Annotated in this window: 16 protein-coding genes; 6 read left to right on the top strand and 10 right to left on the bottom strand. The window is 64.6% G+C overall.

Annotation, left to right across the window (positions count from 1 at the left end; translation table 11 throughout):
* Positions 1 to 71: 71 nt before the first annotated feature.
* From ACEN9F_RS22220 to purM, 4 genes are all read right to left on the bottom strand, one after another.
* Complete coding sequence (locus ACEN9F_RS22220; RefSeq protein WP_413423405.1) at positions 72 to 449, bottom strand: nuclear transport factor 2 family protein; 378 nt, start codon at positions 447 to 449, stop codon at positions 72 to 74.
* A gap of 30 nt (positions 450 to 479) precedes the next feature.
* Positions 480 to 1034, bottom strand: a complete 555-nt coding sequence (locus tag ACEN9F_RS22215; RefSeq protein ID WP_413423403.1) for a flavodoxin family protein — start codon at positions 1032 to 1034, stop codon at positions 480 to 482.
* 49 nt (positions 1035 to 1083) lie between these two features.
* Complete coding sequence (locus ACEN9F_RS22210) at positions 1084 to 1734, bottom strand: DsbA family protein (RefSeq protein WP_413423401.1); 651 nt, start codon at positions 1732 to 1734, stop codon at positions 1084 to 1086.
* A 168-nt stretch (positions 1735 to 1902) separates the two neighbouring features.
* A complete protein-coding gene (gene purM, locus ACEN9F_RS22205; protein WP_413423399.1) occupies positions 1903 to 2946 on the bottom strand; it encodes a phosphoribosylformylglycinamidine cyclo-ligase in 1044 nt (347 codons plus the stop codon).
* Between the two features lie 171 nt (positions 2947 to 3117).
* Here purM and ACEN9F_RS22200 point away from each other — a divergent pair, with 171 nt between their 5' ends.
* The 6 genes from ACEN9F_RS22200 to panB all read left to right on the top strand — a co-directional run bounded on the left by ACEN9F_RS22200 (position 3118) and on the right by panB (position 8479).
* Positions 3118 to 4200: an AI-2E family transporter gene (locus ACEN9F_RS22200; protein WP_413423398.1), complete on the top strand. Its 1083-nt coding sequence runs from the start codon at positions 3118 to 3120 to the stop codon at positions 4198 to 4200.
* A 48-nt stretch (positions 4201 to 4248) separates the two neighbouring features.
* Positions 4249 to 4935 carry a DnaA regulatory inactivator Hda gene (gene hda / locus ACEN9F_RS22195; RefSeq protein ID WP_413423396.1) on the top strand — a complete coding sequence of 229 codons (687 nt, stop codon included), beginning with the start codon at positions 4249 to 4251 and terminating at the stop codon, positions 4933 to 4935.
* Positions 4935 to 5606, top strand: coding sequence for an HAD family hydrolase (locus tag ACEN9F_RS22190; protein WP_413427139.1), 672 nt, complete (start codon positions 4935 to 4937; stop codon positions 5604 to 5606). Before hda ends, ACEN9F_RS22190 begins: the two co-directional genes overlap by 1 nt.
* A complete protein-coding gene (pcnB, locus tag ACEN9F_RS22185; RefSeq protein ID WP_413423394.1) occupies positions 5599 to 6990 on the top strand; it encodes a polynucleotide adenylyltransferase PcnB in 1392 nt (463 codons plus the stop codon). The genes ACEN9F_RS22190 and pcnB overlap by 8 nt, the downstream gene beginning before the upstream one ends.
* A gap of 26 nt (positions 6991 to 7016) precedes the next feature.
* On the top strand, positions 7017 to 7532 hold the full coding sequence (gene folK, locus ACEN9F_RS22180) for a 2-amino-4-hydroxy-6-hydroxymethyldihydropteridine diphosphokinase (RefSeq protein WP_413423392.1): 516 nt from the start codon (positions 7017 to 7019) through the stop codon (positions 7530 to 7532).
* A 68-nt stretch (positions 7533 to 7600) separates the two neighbouring features.
* Entirely contained in the window at positions 7601 to 8479 is an 879-nt protein-coding gene (gene panB, locus ACEN9F_RS22175; protein WP_413423390.1) for a 3-methyl-2-oxobutanoate hydroxymethyltransferase, read from the top strand.
* On the opposite strand, the gene ACEN9F_RS22170 is transcribed toward panB, so the two are convergent.
* The 6 genes from ACEN9F_RS22170 to ACEN9F_RS22145 form a co-directional block, all read right to left on the bottom strand.
* Positions 8439 to 8969, bottom strand: a complete 531-nt coding sequence (locus tag ACEN9F_RS22170) for a PIN domain-containing protein (protein WP_413423388.1) — start codon at positions 8967 to 8969, stop codon at positions 8439 to 8441. The genes panB and ACEN9F_RS22170 overlap by 41 nt on opposite strands.
* Complete coding sequence (locus ACEN9F_RS22165) at positions 8950 to 10017, bottom strand: helix-turn-helix domain-containing protein (RefSeq protein ID WP_413423386.1); 1068 nt, start codon at positions 10015 to 10017, stop codon at positions 8950 to 8952. The genes ACEN9F_RS22170 and ACEN9F_RS22165 overlap by 20 nt, the downstream gene beginning before the upstream one ends.
* Positions 10018 to 10098: 81 nt before the next feature.
* Positions 10099 to 11460, bottom strand: a complete 1362-nt coding sequence (locus ACEN9F_RS22160) for an aspartate aminotransferase family protein (protein WP_413423384.1) — start codon at positions 11458 to 11460, stop codon at positions 10099 to 10101.
* Between the two features lie 2 nt (positions 11461 to 11462).
* Positions 11463 to 12800, bottom strand: coding sequence for a glutamine synthetase family protein (locus ACEN9F_RS22155; protein WP_413423382.1), 1338 nt, complete (start codon positions 12798 to 12800; stop codon positions 11463 to 11465).
* A gap of 9 nt (positions 12801 to 12809) precedes the next feature.
* The gene (gene glnT / locus ACEN9F_RS22150; RefSeq protein ID WP_413423380.1) at positions 12810 to 14165 is read right to left on the bottom strand and encodes a type III glutamate--ammonia ligase; all 1356 of its coding nucleotides are present in this window, start codon (positions 14163 to 14165) and stop codon (positions 12810 to 12812) included.
* On the bottom strand, positions 14147 to 15634 hold the full coding sequence (locus tag ACEN9F_RS22145) for an aldehyde dehydrogenase (protein ID WP_413427137.1): 1488 nt from the start codon (positions 15632 to 15634) through the stop codon (positions 14147 to 14149). Before ACEN9F_RS22145 ends, glnT begins: the two co-directional genes overlap by 19 nt.
* Positions 15635 to 15636 lie beyond the last annotated feature (2 nt).

The raw sequence follows: 15636 nt of genomic DNA, 5'->3' as shown, positions 1-15636 counted from the left end.
CTCGGTTCTTTGCAACCCGGCAGTGTGACGCCCGCATGTGACCCTGGTATGAAAAATCCCGCGCCGCCGGACTATTCCACGCTGCGGTGGACGAAGGTCTTGTTGACGATGAGCCAGCCTTCACCGTTGCGGCGCAGCGTCAGGTACAACATGTAGTTGAAGCCCAACATCGGCGAGCGCAGCTTGGCCATGGCGATGCCATCCTGCAGGTCCAGCGCCAGCACCCGCATGCGGTAGGGCTCGCCCAGCGCCTGCGGACTCTGGCGCGCGCCGACACCGGCGATGTAGTCGGCGATCGGCTTGTGGTACGGCCGTCCGTCTATATCGCCATACACTTGCGCGTGGACGTCGAACAGACCGGCCAGCGCGGCGGTATCGCCGCGGTAGACCGCCTGCAGGTAGGCTTCGGCAACCGTGACGGCGCTGCCCGGAGCTTGATCGCTATGCATGTTCGGCTCCCCTTGGTCACGATGAAGGGTTTAAGCCAGCCGGGCGCCGGCCTGGCGGATGCGCTCGCCGAACAGGCGCGCGGTGGCCAGGTCGCCGGCCGGTATCTCGTCGACCGTGGCGTCGGACGGCGCCGCGGTGGCCAGGCCGGCGAACGACGACAGGTAGTTGATGTCGTCGCGGGTCGCGCTCTTGGCGTTGCTGGGCATCATGCCGGTGCCGGCCCACAGCATGCCGTGCTGCTGCGCCAGCGTGAACAGCGTGTACAGCGTGGTCTGCTTGTCGCCGGCCACCGACGCCGAATTGGTGAAGGCGGCGCCCAGCTTGTCCTTCCAGCCCTGCTTGAACCAGACGGCGGAGCTGGCGTCGGCGAAGCGCTTGAACTGCCAGCTGACGTTGCCCATATAGGTCGGGCTGCCGAAGATGATGGTGCCGGCCGCGGCCAGCTGGTCCCAGCCGCCTTCCGGCAGATTGCCCTCGGCGTCGATGGCCAGCAATTGGCCGCCGCTGCCGGCCGCCACCGCTTCGGCGATCTTGGAGGTATGGCCGTAGCCGCTGTGGTAGACGATGACGATAGTCGAGTTCATGGTGTTCTCCTGAAAGATACTGCGTACGAATTTCTTCAACATGGCGCGCTCACGCCGCTGCGGCGGATTGCTGCAAAGCCGATTGCAATTGGCGGTCGAGCTGATCCACGTGGGCGTAGCCGGGGCTGATTTCGATCACCCGGCCGTCCACTTCCAGCAGCAAGGCCGGGAAGCTGCGGATGCCCATGGCGCGCACTTCGGCGAACTGGGCGGCGGTGGCGGCGATGGTGGCGGCGTGGTCCCACTCGGCGCGGAACGCCGCCGGCGGCAAGTCGATGCCCTGCCGCGCCAGCGCCGCGACGGCGGCCCCGGCCAGCACATCGCCGCTGGTGGTGTCGAGACCGTCGACATAGAAGGCGTGCTGCAGCGCGCGGAACACGGCCAGCTGGTCGGCGGCCGGCGCCAGCCGCTGCGCGGCCACCACGGCGCGGCAGACCGGCTCGGTGTCGTAGACGAAGTTCTGGCGCGCCACGAAGGCTACGCGGTTGAACGGCAGGCCGCTGGCCTCCTCGACCCGCGCCCAGTGCGTCAGGCGGAACTGCTTGCCGCCGTCGTCGAGCAGGTCGGTGGCGCCGGCGCGCACGCCGCCCACCAGGATGTGCAGCGGCAGCTCGGGATGGCGGTCCATCAGGGCGCCCAGCTCCTTGCCGAAGCCATAGCACCACGAGCACATCGGGTCGCCGGCGAAGATCAGTTTCATGTGTTGCTCCTTGTTGTGGTTGGATAGGATGAGTCCACTATACTTATTCCACGAAGAGCAATAAATGAGGCACATGGAAACTCACTTGATACATCATGTAATTCATGCAGGCGAAAAAAAACGGACCACGCCGCGAGGCATGGTCCGTTTTTCTGGATCGGCTGGCGCTTAGACGACGATGGTCTGGTGCTCGTCGCCGACGCGGGCGCGGATCTTGCCGATGGTGTAGACGGTTTCGCCGGCAGCCTGCAGCTGGGCGATCGCGGCGGCGGCGTTTTCCTGCGAGACGATCACGGTCATGCCGATGCCGCAGTTGAACACGCGGTGCATTTCAGCGTCGGCGACGCCGCCGTGCTGTTGCAGCCAGGTGAACAGCGGCGGCAGCGTCCATGCCTTCGAGTCCAGCTCGGCCACCAGGCCGGGCTGCAGCACGCGCGGGATGTTCTCGACCAGGCCGCCGCCGGTGATGTGCACCATGCCTTTGACTTCCATCGCGTCCATCAGCGCCAGCAGCGGCTTGACGTAGATACGGGTCGGCTGCATCAGCACGTCGGCCAGCTTGCGGCCGTGGAAGTCGCCTTCCAGGTCCGGCTTGGCCACTTCGATGATCTTGCGCACCAGCGAGTAACCGTTGGAGTGCACGCCCGACGAGGCCAGGCCCAGGATGACGTCGCCCGGAGCGATCTTGGTGCCGTCGATGATCTTGGATTTTTCCACCGCGCCGACCGCGAAACCGGCCAGGTCGTATTCGCCGGCCGGGTACATCGATGGCATTTCAGCGGTTTCGCCGCCGATCAGCGCGCAACCGGCCTGTTCGCAGCCTTGGGCGATGCCCTTGATGACGTCGGTGGCGATGGCCACGTCCAGCTTGCCGCAGGCGAAGTAGTCGAGGAAGAACAGCGGCTCGGCGCCCTGCACCAGGATGTCGTTGACGCTCATGGCGACCAGGTCGATGCCCACCGTGTCGTGACGGTTCAGCTCGAACGCCAGCTTCAGCTTGGTGCCCACGCCGTCGGTGCCGGACACCAAGACCGGCTCCTTGTACTTTTTGCTGATCTCGAACATCGCGCCGAAACCGCCCAAGCCGCCCATCACGCCTTCGCGCAGGGTGCGCTTGGCAAAGGGCTTGATGGCTTCGACTAAAGCGTCGCCCGCGTCGATATCGACGCCGGCGTCACGGTAGGACAGGGAAACATTAGAAGTTTGGCTCATGGTGTATTTCGCAGCGGAGGCGGTAAAATAGAAGGCGGAGACCGATTTCGTAATGATTTGGCAACAAACACCCACGAAAACGCGCAAAAACAGCGCAAAAACCCGGTCAATCCGCTATTTTATCAAAATGCCCCGTCCAACAGCCGTTTTTAACCATCTAAATCACACTCCATGCCATTTCCCCTCTCGGTAGAGCAAAAGCAAACGGCATTTTGGATAGCGGTTTGGGCAGCATTCCTGTTCCTCCTCATCACCCTCGGTCCGGTCCTGACGCCGTTCCTGGCGGCCGCCATCTTCGCCTATGCGCTCAATCCCGGGGTCGACCGCCTCGACCGGCTGCGCTGGCGCCGCCTCGGCATGCCGCGCGCGCTGTCGGTGGTGATCGTGGTGGTGCTGTTTTTCGCGGCGATCGCCGCGCTGGTGCTGATCGCGGTGCCGGTGCTGCAGAAGGAAATCCCGCTGCTGCAGGCGCAGATCCCGGCCTTCCTGGCCAAGGCCAACGATATGCTGGCGCCCAAGCTGCAGGAGCTGGGCGTCAAGGTGCGGCTCGACAGCGCCGGCATCAAGCAGCTGGCCTCCGAGCAGATGGCCGCTTCCGGCGACGCCATCTGGAGCGCCGTGCTCAATTCGGCCCGCGTCGGCGGCACCGCGGTGCTGGGCTGGATCGCCACGCTGGTGCTGATCCCGGTGGTGCTGTTCTACCTGCTGCTGGACTGGCACCCGATGCTGGCCCGTATCGCCGGCTGCGTGCCGCGCCGCTATATCGGCGCCACCATGGGCATGGCGCGCGAGGTCGATACCCTGCTGGCCCAGTACCTGCGCGGCCAGCTGCTGGTGATGGTGGTGCTGGCGGTGTACTACTCGGTGGCGCTGGCGATCGCCGGCTTCGACGTCGCGCTGCCGGTCGGGATCATCACCGGCCTGCTGGTGTTCATCCCCTACCTGGGCTTCGGCCTCGGGCTGGTGCTGGCGCTGATCTCGGCGGTGCTGCAGTTCACCGACTGGAGCGGCGTGGTCGCGGTGGCCGTCATCTACGGTGCCGGCCAGGTCATCGAGGGATTCTTCCTGACGCCGCGCCTGGTGGGCGAGCGCATCGGCCTCAATCCGCTGGCCGTGATCTTCGCCTTGCTGGCCTTCGGCCAGCTGTTCGGCTTTGTCGGCGTGCTGCTGGCCTTGCCCGCTTCGGCGGTGCTGATGGTGGCATTTAAGCACTTGCGCCGCCACTACCTGAGCAGCAGCTTCTATAATGCGTGACGTGAAACCGAAAAACGTTATGCAAAAGATCACAATCAGGCGAACGCCATGAAACAGCTGGTGCTCGATTTAGGCGCGGACCAGGCGCACAGCCTCGCATCGTTCGAGGTGGGACAGAATGCCGAGGCGGCAGCGCTGATGGCGCAGTTCGCCGATCGTTCGTCGCGCGAGCACTTCGCCTACCTGTGGGGTGCCGGCGGCGTCGGCAAGACCCATCTGCTGAAAGCACTGGCCAGCGCCGGCGGCGAGGCGGAACAGCTGCGCGCGCGCTATATCTCGCCGTTCTCGATCGAGTCGGAGTTCGTGTATTCGCCGGAAGTGGACCTGTACCTGCTCGACGATTGCGAAAAACTGTCGCCGCTGGCGCAGATCGACGCCTTCGCGCTGTTCAACGAAATCCGTGCCAACCACGCCTTCATGGTGTGCAGCGGCGCCGTCGCGCCGGCCGTGCTGCCAGTGCGCGAGGACCTGCGCACGCGCATGGGCTGGGGCCTGATCTACCAGGTCCACGGCCTGAGCGACGATGAAAAGGTGGCCGCGCTGACGGCCGCCGCCACCGCGCGCGGCTTGACGCTGTCGCCCGGCGTGATACCCTACTTGCTGTCCCACTTTCAGCGCGACATGCGGTCGTTGTCGACCATGCTGGACTCGCTGGACCAATATTCCCTTGAAACCCAACGCCCGATCACCCTTCCGCTGTTGCGCGAGTGGTTGCAGGCGGAAGCGAAAGAATGATGAATCTAGCCTTATTTGACCTCGACCACACCCTGCTGCCGATCGACTCCGACTACGAATGGGGTCAGTTTTTGGTGCGCATCGGCGCCGTGGACGCCGTCGCCTTCGCCCGCCGCAACGATGAATTCTTCGCCCAGTACCAGGCCGGCACGCTGGACCCGGTCGAGTACCTGGAGTTCGCGCTCGGCACACTGGCCGGCTTCCCGCGCGAAAAACTGGAACAGATGCAGGCGCAGTACATGGCCGAGGTGATCGCCCCGGCGATCCGCCCGTCCGCGCGCGCGCTGCTGCAAAAGCATCGCGACGCCGGCGACCTGGTGGCCATCGTCACCGCCACCAACCACTTCGTCACCGCGCCGATCGCCAAGGCGCTGGGCGTGCAGCACCTGATCGCCGCCATGCCGGAGATCGACGCCGACGGCAACCTGACCGGCAAGCTGCTTGGCACGCCGACCCAGGGCCCGGGCAAGATCGTCCACACCCAGGCCTGGCTGGCGGCGATGGACAAGAAGCTGGAAGACTTCGACACCGTCCACTTCTACAGCGACTCGCACAACGACCTGCCGCTGATGTCCATCGTCAGCCATCCGGTCGCCACCAATCCGAACGCTCAACTGAAAACGCACGCCGCCGCGCATGGCTGGCCATTAATTGACCTATTCAATGATTAAGAAACTGATCCGCAAAATCCTGGGTACCAAAGACAAGAGCGTGCGCGACACCGGCACGCCGGTGGTGCTCGGCCCGGACGCCCACGGCATCGACCCGCGCCTGCTGTCGAACAACGCGGTGCGCGTCACCAGCACCCTGCAGGAAGCCGGCTTCGAGGCCTTCGTGGTCGGCGGCGCCGTGCGCGACCTGCTGCTGGGGGTGAAGCCGAAAGACTTCGACATCGCCACCAACGCCACGCCCGAGCAGGTGCGCAAGCTGTTCCGCCGCGCCTTCATCATCGGCAAGCGCTTCCAGATCGTGCACGTGATGTTCGGCCAGGATTTGCTGGAGGTGACCACCTTCCGCGGCACCACCTCGGACAACGCGCCCAAGGATGAACATGGCCGCGTCCTGCGCGACAACACCTTCGGCTCGCAGGCGGAGGACGCGGTGCGACGCGACTTCACCATCAACGCCATGTACTACAACCCGGCCAACCAGCAGGTGCTGGACTACCACGGCGGCATCGAGGACATCCGCGCCAAGACGCTGCGCATCATCGGCCAGCCGGAAGCGCGCTACCGCGAGGACCCGGTGCGCATGCTGCGCGTGGTGCGCTTCGCCGCCAAGCTCAAATTCACCATCGAACCGGCGACCGGCGCGCCGATCGCCATCATGGCGCCGCTGATCAACAACGTGCCGGCCGCGCGCGTGTTCGACGAGATGCTGAAGCTCTTGATGAGCGGCCAGGCGCTGGCCTGTTTGCAGCAGCTGCGCAAGGAAGGCCTGCACCACGGCCTGCTGCCACTGCTGGACGTGGTGCTGGAACAGCCGCTGGGCGTCAAGTTCGTGACGCTGGCGCTGGACTCGACCGACGCCCGCATCCACGCCGGCAAGACGGTGTCGCCCGGCTTCCTGTTCGCGTCGCTGCTGTGGCACCAGGTGCTGGAGAAGTGGACCGCCTACCGCGCGTCCGGCGAGCAGACCATCCCGGCGCTGCACCTGGCAGCCGACGACGTGCTCGATTCGCAGACCGAAAAACTGGCCTTGCAGCGCAAGATCGGCTCCGACATGCGCGACATCTGGTCGATGCAGCCGCGCTTCGAGCGCCGCACCGGCAAGTCGCCGTACAAGCTGCTGGAGCACCTGCGCTTCCGCGCCGGCTACGACTTCCTGCTGCTGCGCTGCGCTTCCGGCGAGATCGACGCCGAAATCGGCGAATGGTGGACCGCCTTCTATGAAGGCGACGAAGCCACGCGCGAAGACCTGGTGGCCTCGGCCAATCAGCCGTCCGCGGCCGGCGGCGTCAAGCGCAAGCGCGGCCCGCGCCGCGGCAACCGCAAAGGTTCGGGCGGCGCGGAAGGCGCTACGGGCGGCGACGCCGGTGGCGGCGGCGACGACTGAACTGAGCCCGGCTGAGCGCACACCTCATGAGCATCATCGGCAAAACAGCTGAAGACGGCTTCGCCTTCAGCATCGCCTACATCGGCATCGGCGCCAACCTCGGCGACGCGCGCGCCAATGTGGCCGACGCGCTGGAGCGCCTGCGGCGCCTGCCCGGCTGCACGCTGATGGCCTCCTCCAGCCTGTACCGCACCGCGCCCATCGATTCCAGCGGCGACGACTACATCAACGCCGTGGCCCGCGTCGCCACCACGCTGGATGCCGAGGCGCTGCTGCGGGCGCTGCACGGCATCGAGCAGGCGCACGGCCGCGAACGCCCTTACCGCAACGCCCCGCGCACGCTCGACCTCGACCTGCTGCTGTACGGCGACGCCGTCATCGCCAGCCCGACGCTGACGGTGCCGCACCCGCGCATGACCGAGCGCGCCTTCGTGCTGGTGCCGCTGCTGGAGCTGGCGCCGGCGATCCACATTCCCGGGCGCGGCGCGGCGCAGCAGTACGCGGCCGGCGTCGCAGACCAAGGCATCAGCCCCGTCATTTGACTTTCTGCACGCGATAGCAATCAGGAATACACTATCGCGGTCTGACCTCATCACTAAAAGGACCCACCATGTCTGGTTATTTGCAAGGAAACGAACTGGCCGCGAGCCAAAAGCCCGCCGCCACCACCGCACCTGCACCGGCTAAATCAGCCGCCGCCAAGGCCGTCACCGTCACGACGCTGACCGCGCACCGTGCCGCCGGCGAAAAGATCACCATGCTGACCTGCTACGACGCCAGCTTCGCCGCGCTGATGGACCGCAACGGCGTGGAAATCCTGCTGATCGGCGATTCGCTGGGCATGGTCTGCAACGGCCACCAGTCGACGCTGCCGGTCACGGTCGCAGAAGTCGCCTATCACACCGCCGCGGTCGCGCGCGGCAGCAAGTCGGCGATGATCATGGCTGACCTGCCGTTCGGCGCCTACGGCACACCGGAAACCGCGTACGCCAACGCCGTGCAAGTGATGCAGGCCGGCGCGCACATGATCAAGATCGAAGGCGGCGCCTGGCTGGCCGACACCGTGCGCTTCCTGACCGACCGCGCGATACCGGTCTGCGCCCACCTGGGCCTGACGCCGCAATCTGTGCACCAGCTGGGCGGCTACAAAGTCCAGGGCAAGACCACCGAAAGCGCCGACCTGCTGAAGGCGGATGCGCTGCGCATGCAGGCGGCCGGCGCCTCGATCGTGCTGCTCGAGGCGATTCCGGCGCAGCTGGGCAAGGAAGTCACCGATCTGCTATCGGTACCGACGATCGGCATCGGCGCGGGCCCGGACTGTTCCGGCCAGGTGCTGGTGATGCACGACCTGCTGGGCGTGTTCCCGGGCCGCAAAGCGCGCTTCGTGAAGAACTTCATGGAAGGCCAGACCAGCATCGACGCCGCCATCACCGCCTACGTCGCTGCCGTCAAGGACGGCAGCTTCCCGGCGCTGGAGCACTGCTTCTAAGCCCCGCCGCATCCAGATCGACCAACATCTGCTCGGCCTGATCCCAAGGCAACCTGCGGCCGCTATCGCGCATGCGCTGATACGCGGCCCGCGCTACCTGCGTTGAAACTTTCTGCGCGCGCACCATTTCGGTCACAAGCCAGAGCGTGCCGCACGCGGTTACGCCTTCCGCCTCCGCAGCTGCACGCAAATCCTTATCGCCAGTAAGCAAGGGACACTCTTCGCTTGACGCCAAAACCAATGCGAAGAGGTCATTGCGACTAGGCCGGCGGTGCCTCTGCGACATCGCCATTACCTCGGTTACCAGGTCTTCCTCAAGCGTTATGGATTGCAGCCCCATTTCCAGCAAGTCAGCATGCTCACTTTCCAACTCCTCGGCATACAACACATCTGGGACTGCGAAGCGATACGCCATGCTAAACATCGACGCCAGCAGGCCGCCGACTTCCATATCAATCAGAATATTGGCATCACTGATGAGCAGCAGCATGGCCGCCTTCCAGACACCGCATCTTACGGAAGGCCCCAAGCTGCATGCCCAGTAGTTCAGCCGCTTTGGATTCGCCTATATAATCCTCGGCCAACGCATGAAATACTAATTGCTCAAAAACGTGTGGCTGTTCGACCGGATAAGCAGCGCCGGGCTCCGTAATGTGCCAGCCCTGGGAGCGAAACAGGCGCGCCTGCTGGTCGCGCCATGTGGACGTCACAATCCCTAGATCACGGGCACGATACAGCACGCCACTCATGCTCAATCCAAACTCGTCCTTCAGCAAAGCCAGCTCTTTAAGCTCAATGAAATTGCGGAGCCGCCCAAGCTCCTGCAATGCCGATTGGCGCGGTACCAGAAACGCGCCTGCAAAACGATTGCAGGCCTGTTCTTCGTTGACATCATCCGCCAAGCGTCCGGCCAGCATTAAGTGCCCAAGCTCATGCGCCATCGTGAAGCGCTGCCGGTCTCCCGGCCAATTACTGCCCACCACAATCACCGGCATGCCATTGACCGATGCGGCAAGCCCATCGAACTTGGCATCCGCATTCGCGTCGATCAAAAACACGCGAATACCATGCGTCTCCAACACATCGATCAACTCTCGGATTGGCGCATAACCCAGCGCCCAGGCGTTGCGCACTCGCTCCGCGACGTCTTCAATCTGCGCAAAGTCAGATATCTTCTCTGGCAAACCCGCTACAGGAGCGAATTCCGCCAACGGCGGCGTTGGAAACAATCCCTCAAGCTCCATCCGACGTTCGATATGATCGATCACTTCATGTTCAATAGCCTCGAGGCGCTTCTTCGGGAGCGATCCGCATTTGCGATACTCGATATCATCCAACGCAGCGGTCTCGGGGCGAAAGAAGTATTCAATCCGAACCTGCAGCGCCTGCGCCAGCTTGATCAAAGTAGTGGAATTGGGAACCGCCAGTTCATCCTCATATTTTTTGATGGCTGCATGAGACAAACCGACCTTCTCAGCCAGTTCGCGCAAAGAAAGGCCGGCCGCCTTACGCGCCCGGTAGAGCCGTTGTCCTATCATGATTTGCCCCTTGCACCGTCCGACTGCGGTTTACATTTTTATTTATTTTACACATATTTGTAAACCATCGCTTAATATAGCTCAAATAAGCTGGACGAGGCAGGCGTCAAACGTGGACAGTAAGCGGGCTACGTCGCCGGCAGTGGTGTCTGGACACACCAGCAGCATGTTGTGGAACGGCGTGATCAGCAGGCCGCGGTTGAGCAGGTAGAGGTGGATGATTTGTTCCAGCTCGCTGTCCAGGATCGCTTGCGCTTCGCTGCCGTTGCATGGCGCGGCCGGAGTGAACTGGAATTCGGTGCGGGCGCCGACTTGCGTGACGCACCAAGGCAGCTGGTGGCGCGCGATCACCGCGCGCAAGCCGTGGGCCAATTTTGCCGCCAGCGCGAACATGTTCTGGTAGGCTTGCCCTGTCATCACCTGTTCCAGGTTCGCGCGCATCGCGGCCATCGCGAACATATTGGCGCTGAGCGTGGTGCCGACGCCGGAATGGCCGGGCGGTGCGCTATGCTTCGCATGCTCCACGCGCCGCGCCAGCTCCTCGGTGAATCCATATACCGCGCAAGGAATACCGCCGCCGATCGGCTTGCCGAGCACCAGCGCATCCGGCCGCATACCGTGCGCCTGCGCATAGCCTCCGGGCCCGCTGCTGATGGTGTGCGTTTCGTCGATCACCAATAGCGTGCCATGGCGCTTGATGATCCGCTGCGCCGCCTCCCAGTAGCCGGGCTGCGGCAGCACCATGCCGATATTGGTCATCACTGGTTCGGCCAGCACGCAAGCGATGTCGCCTTGCGCAAGCGCCGCCTCCAGCGCCGGCAGGTCGTTGAACTCCACCACAACGGTATGCGCGGTGAGCTTGTGCACTTGCCCCAGCAGGCTGTCACGCTGCATCGGCACACCGTCGACCAGATCGACAAAGACGTCGTCCACGGTGCCGTGATAGCAGCCGTTGAAGACCAGTACCTTGCTGCGGCCGGTGGCGGCCCGCAACCAGCGCAGCACGAAACGGTTGGCGTCCGACGCCGACAGCGCGAACTGCCAGTACGGCAGACCGAAGCGGCGGGCCAGCTCCGCCGCGACCGGCGCCGCATCTTCGGATGGCAGCATGGCGGTGTAGCCGCGCGTGGACTGGCGGGCGACGGCTTGTGCCACCGGCTGCGGCGCGTGGCCGAACATGGCGCCGGTGTCGCCGAGGCAGAAGTCCACGTAGTCATGGCCGTCCGCATCGCGGAAGCGGGCGCCCGAGGCCTCCCGCACCGTCAGCGGAAACGGCGTCGACCAGTCGTTCATCCAGTGCATCGGCACGCCGAACAGCAGATGCTGCGCGGCCTGCCCCGCCAGCTTTTCCGATGCAGGATTGCGCGCGATATAGCTGGCGCGTTCGGCGGCGGCCAGCGCTTGCGCACGCGGCCAGTTCAATCCATCGCGCGTGCCGGCCATGATTACACCAGCAGCATCAAATGCTCGCGCTCCCACGAGCTGATGACGCGGCTGTACGTGGCGAACTCCAGCTCCTTCACCTCGCAGAAGGCCTGCACGAACAGCTCACCCAGGATATCGCTCAACGGCTTGCATTCGCGCAGGCGCAGGATGGCGTCCTCCAGGTTGCGCGGCAGCTGGTCGTGTACATGCTCCGCGCTGTCCGCCGTTGGCGGCGAAGGCGTCAGTTGCTGCGTCATGCCGAGATAGCCGCAGGCCAGCGTGGCGGCCATCGCCAGGTAGGGATTGACGTCCACGCCGGGTACGCGGTTCTCGACCCGGCGGTTGACCGGCGCGGAATTGGGAATGCGGATGCCGCAGGTGCGGTTGTCGTAGCCCCAATGCACATTGGTCGGCGCCGACATATAGCGCGACAGCCTGCGGTAGGAGTTCACGTGCGGCGCAAACAGCAGCGTGGCCGCCGCCGCGTACCGCTCCAGTCCCGCGATATAGTTGAAGAACAAATCGCTGGCCTCGCCGTCCGCCCGGCTGAAGATGTTCTCGCCGGTGGCCACATCCAGCACGCTTTGGTGGATGTGCATCGCGCTGCCCGGCTCCGTCTCCATCGGCTTGGCCATGAAGGTGGCAAAGATCCCGTGCCGCAGCGCCGTCTCGCGCACCGCGCGCTTGAACAGGAACACGCGGTCGGCCAACTCCAGCGCTTCGCCGTGCGTGAAATTGATCTCCATCTGGCCGGCGCCCGCTTCATGGATCAGCGTTTCCACACCCAGATCATGCTGCTTGCAGAAGGCGGACAGCTCCAGGAAAAAGGGGTCGAAATCGTTGACCGCGTCGATGGAGTACGACTGCCGGCCCGATTCGGTCTTGCCGCTGCGGCCCAGCGGTGGCGTCAACGGCTCGTGCGGATTGCTGCTGCGGGCGACCAGATAGAACTCCATCTCCGGCGCCACCACCGGCTGCCAGCCGCGCTCCGCATACAGTTTAAGCACCTGGCGCAGCACCGCGCGCGGCGACAGGCCGACCGGCGTACCGTCGAAGTTCTGGCAGTCGTGGATCACCAGCGCGACGTTCTCCGCAGCCCATGGCACTTGCCGCAGCGTGGCCAGGTCCGGCACGCAGATCATGTCGGGATCAGTGGCGCCGACGTAGGGCAGATTGTTCGGCTGCTCGCCGTTGACGGTGTTGAGCAGCACGCTCTTGGGCAGGCGCATCTCGCCTTCGCTGAGGAACAGATCCTTGGGCAGGATCTTCCCGCGCGCGATGCCGGTCATGTCGGCGATGACGCACTCCACTTCGTGGATATTGCGATCCCGTAGAAAGTCCTTCATCGCCTGACTCATTGCATGCTCCTAGAAGCGGTCCAGATAGCGCGCGGTTTCCCAGGCGCTGACGTGCTGGCTGTATTCGATCCACTCCGCGCTTTTCAACGCGACGAATTCCTTGACGAAGTCCCCGCCCAGCGCCGCTGCCAGCACGCTGTCGGCCTTTAGCGCGGCAGCGGCCTCGCCGAGGTTTTGCGGCAGGATCTTCAACCCTAGTTCGGTGCGCTGCGCATCGCTCATTTCGTAGACATCGTGGTTGACCGGATCGGCCGCCTCCAGCTTGTTCTCGATGCCGTCGAGGCCAGCGGCGATCACACCCGCCAGCGCAAGGTAGGGATTGGCGGAACTGTCCGGCAGGCGCCACTCGATGCGCTGGTAGACCACGCGCGCCACCACCGTGCGGTTGTTGTCGCCGTAGCCGATGAACGCCGGCGCCCAACTGGTGCCGGACAGCGACCGCCCGCACATCAGGCGCTTGTACGAATTGACGGTAGGCGCGCACAGCGCGGTCAGCGCCGGCGCATGGTGCAGCAGGCCGGCCATGAAGTGATAGGCCAGCGGCGACAGCCCGAGGCCGCGGCCACCCTGCTCCGCGCCGTCGTTCAAGGCGAATACCGGCTCGCCTTGCGCATCCGCCAGAGACAGGTGGAAATGCAGGCCGCTGCCGGGACGATCCGCAAACGGCTTGGGCATCATCGAGAACAGCATGCCCTCCTCTTCGGCGATGTGATGCGCCGCCATCTTGAAGAGCATGAAATTGTCGGCCGCCTTCAGCGCGTCCGCGTACTTGTAGTTGACTTCGAACTGGCCGGTCGCATCCTCGTGATCGATCTGGAATACGCCGAGACCGCACTGGTCCAGCGAGGTAGTCAGCTTGTCGAGGAAGGCGCGGCGGCGCAACAGGCTCTTCGTATCGTATGACGGCTTTTCCAGCGTGTCGGCGGCTTCGGCGTCGTAGCCGCTGGCGCCTTTCTGCAGCAGGAAGAACTCCGGCTCCAGGCCGGCGTTCAGCGCCCAGCCATGTGCCGCGAGACGCGCCACCTGCTTGCGCAGCACCTGGCGCGGACAGACATCGAACGGCTGGCCCGCCACATGACCGTCCAGCGCCACGCGGGCGTAGCCCGGCAGCCACGGCATGGGCTGAAGCGTCGACAGGTCGGCGCGGCCATAGTATTCGGAACGCGGACCGTTGCGCGGCAAGCCCGTGCCCCAGATCGACGGCCCCGAAAAGCCGGCGCCCGGCGATACGATATCGCCGAGGTGCGCCAGCGGTATCAGCTTGCCCTTGGCCGCGCCGTGAATATCCGTGAACTGCGCGAACACGAAGCGCACGCCTTGCCCGGCCAGTTCGCCCTGTAGTTTTTCTAGCCGATTTGTATCCATGTCGTTTTAAGTTCGGTGTATTTGTCGAATGCGTGCAGCGACTTGTCGCGGCCATTGCCGGACTGCTTGTAGCCGCCGAACGGCACGGTGATGTCGTCGCCGTCGTACTGGTTCACGTGCACGGTGCCGGCACGCAGCGCACGCGCGGTCTGGATCGCCTTGCTCATGTCGGCCGTCCACACGGCGGCCTGCAAACCGTAGGTGGTGGCATTGGCCTGCCTGACGGCCTCCTTCAGGTCGGTGAACGTCAGCACCGACAGCACCGGCCCGAAGATCTCTTCACGCGCGATGGTCATGCTGCTGTCGACCTGATCGAACAGCGTCGGCTCGACGTAGTAGCCGCCGGTTTCGCCATCCACCTGCCGACCGCCCCACAACAGCCTGGCGCCATCCGAATGACCGGAGTCGATATAACCCATCACGGTCTTCAGCTGCGTTGAATCGACGATCGCGCCCATCACCGTGCTCTCGTCCAGCGGATCGCCGGGCTGGAACTTCGGCATCATCGCCAGCGCCTTCTCGATGAAGCGGTCCTTGATCGACGCTTCGACGAACAGGCGCGAAGGCGCGTTGCAGCTCTCGCCCTGGTTGAAATAAATCGAGCCGATGGCCGACGCCACCGCGGCATCCAGGTCGGGACAATCGGCGCAGACGATGTTGGCGGACTTGCCACCCAACTCGGTCCACGCCCGCTTCAGGTTGGACTGGCCGGCCATCTGCAGGATCTGCTTGCCGACGCGGGTGGATCCGGTAAAACCGATGCAATCCACATCCATGTGCAGCGCCAGCGCGGCGCCGGCTTCATGGCCGTAACCCGGCAGCACGTTGAGCACGCCGGCCGGGATGCCCGCCTCCAGCGCGATATCGGCCAGCCGCAACGCCGTCAGCGGCGACTTCTCGGACGGCTTGAGCACCACGCTGTTACCGGTGGCCAGCGCCGGCGCGATCTTCCACGCCGCCATGATCATCGGATAATTCCACGGCACGATGGCCGCCACCACGCCGACCGGTTCGCGCGTGATCAACGCCAAGCTGTTCTCGGCGGTCGGCGCGATCTCGTCGTAGATCTTGTCGATCGCCTCGCCGTACCAGCGGATGCAGTTGGCGGTCGCGCCCACGTCCACGCTCTGGCTGTACTTGATCGGCTTGCCCATGTCCAGCGTTTCCAGCAGCGCCAGCTCGGGGCCGTACTTCTGGATCAGGTCCGCGAACTTGATCAGCACGCGCTTGCGCTGCGCCGGCGACTTGCCGGCCCAGCGGCGGTCATCGAACGCCGCGCGCGCCGCAGCCACGGCCGCATCGACATCGGCGCCGTCGCAGCGCGCCACCATGCCCAGCTCGCGTCCGTCTATCGGCGACAGGTTCTCAAACTGCTGCTCGGACTTGGCCCATACGCGCTGGCCGCCGATAAAGGCGCGGCCATCGATCTGCAGGGCCGCCGCCCGTTCATGCCACGATGTTGTCGTCATCA

Source organism: Duganella sp. CT11-25 (assembly GCF_047302815.1).
Classification (GTDB): domain Bacteria; phylum Pseudomonadota; class Gammaproteobacteria; order Burkholderiales; family Burkholderiaceae_D; genus Rugamonas.
This window is presented reverse-complemented; position numbering and strand designations above follow the sequence as displayed.

Coding starts and splice junctions, on each gene's coding strand:
- ACEN9F_RS22220 (WP_413423405.1), bottom strand. CDS start 449: ATGCATAGCGATCAAGCTCCGGGCAGCGCCGTCACGGTTGCCGAAGCC.
- ACEN9F_RS22215 (WP_413423403.1), bottom strand. CDS start 1,034: ATGAACTCGACTATCGTCATCGTCTACCACAGCGGCTACGGCCATACC.
- ACEN9F_RS22210 (WP_413423401.1), bottom strand. CDS start 1,734: ATGAAACTGATCTTCGCCGGCGACCCGATGTGCTCGTGGTGCTATGGC.
- purM (WP_413423399.1), bottom strand. CDS start 2,946: ATGAGCCAAACTTCTAATGTTTCCCTGTCCTACCGTGACGCCGGCGTC.
- ACEN9F_RS22200 (WP_413423398.1), top strand. CDS start 3,118: ATGCCATTTCCCCTCTCGGTAGAGCAAAAGCAAACGGCATTTTGGATA.
- hda (WP_413423396.1), top strand. CDS start 4,249: ATGAAACAGCTGGTGCTCGATTTAGGCGCGGACCAGGCGCACAGCCTC.
- ACEN9F_RS22190 (WP_413427139.1), top strand. CDS start 4,935: ATGAATCTAGCCTTATTTGACCTCGACCACACCCTGCTGCCGATCGAC.
- pcnB (WP_413423394.1), top strand. CDS start 5,599: ATGATTAAGAAACTGATCCGCAAAATCCTGGGTACCAAAGACAAGAGC.
- folK (WP_413423392.1), top strand. CDS start 7,017: ATGAGCATCATCGGCAAAACAGCTGAAGACGGCTTCGCCTTCAGCATC.
- panB (WP_413423390.1), top strand. CDS start 7,601: ATGTCTGGTTATTTGCAAGGAAACGAACTGGCCGCGAGCCAAAAGCCC.
- ACEN9F_RS22170 (WP_413423388.1), bottom strand. CDS start 8,969: ATGCTGCTGCTCATCAGTGATGCCAATATTCTGATTGATATGGAAGTC.
- ACEN9F_RS22165 (WP_413423386.1), bottom strand. CDS start 10,017: ATGATAGGACAACGGCTCTACCGGGCGCGTAAGGCGGCCGGCCTTTCT.
- ACEN9F_RS22160 (WP_413423384.1), bottom strand. CDS start 11,460: ATGGCCGGCACGCGCGATGGATTGAACTGGCCGCGTGCGCAAGCGCTG.
- ACEN9F_RS22155 (WP_413423382.1), bottom strand. CDS start 12,800: ATGAGTCAGGCGATGAAGGACTTTCTACGGGATCGCAATATCCACGAA.
- glnT (WP_413423380.1), bottom strand. CDS start 14,165: ATGGATACAAATCGGCTAGAAAAACTACAGGGCGAACTGGCCGGGCAA.
- ACEN9F_RS22145 (WP_413427137.1), bottom strand. CDS start 15,634: ATGACGACAACATCGTGGCATGAACGGGCGGCGGCCCTGCAGATCGAT.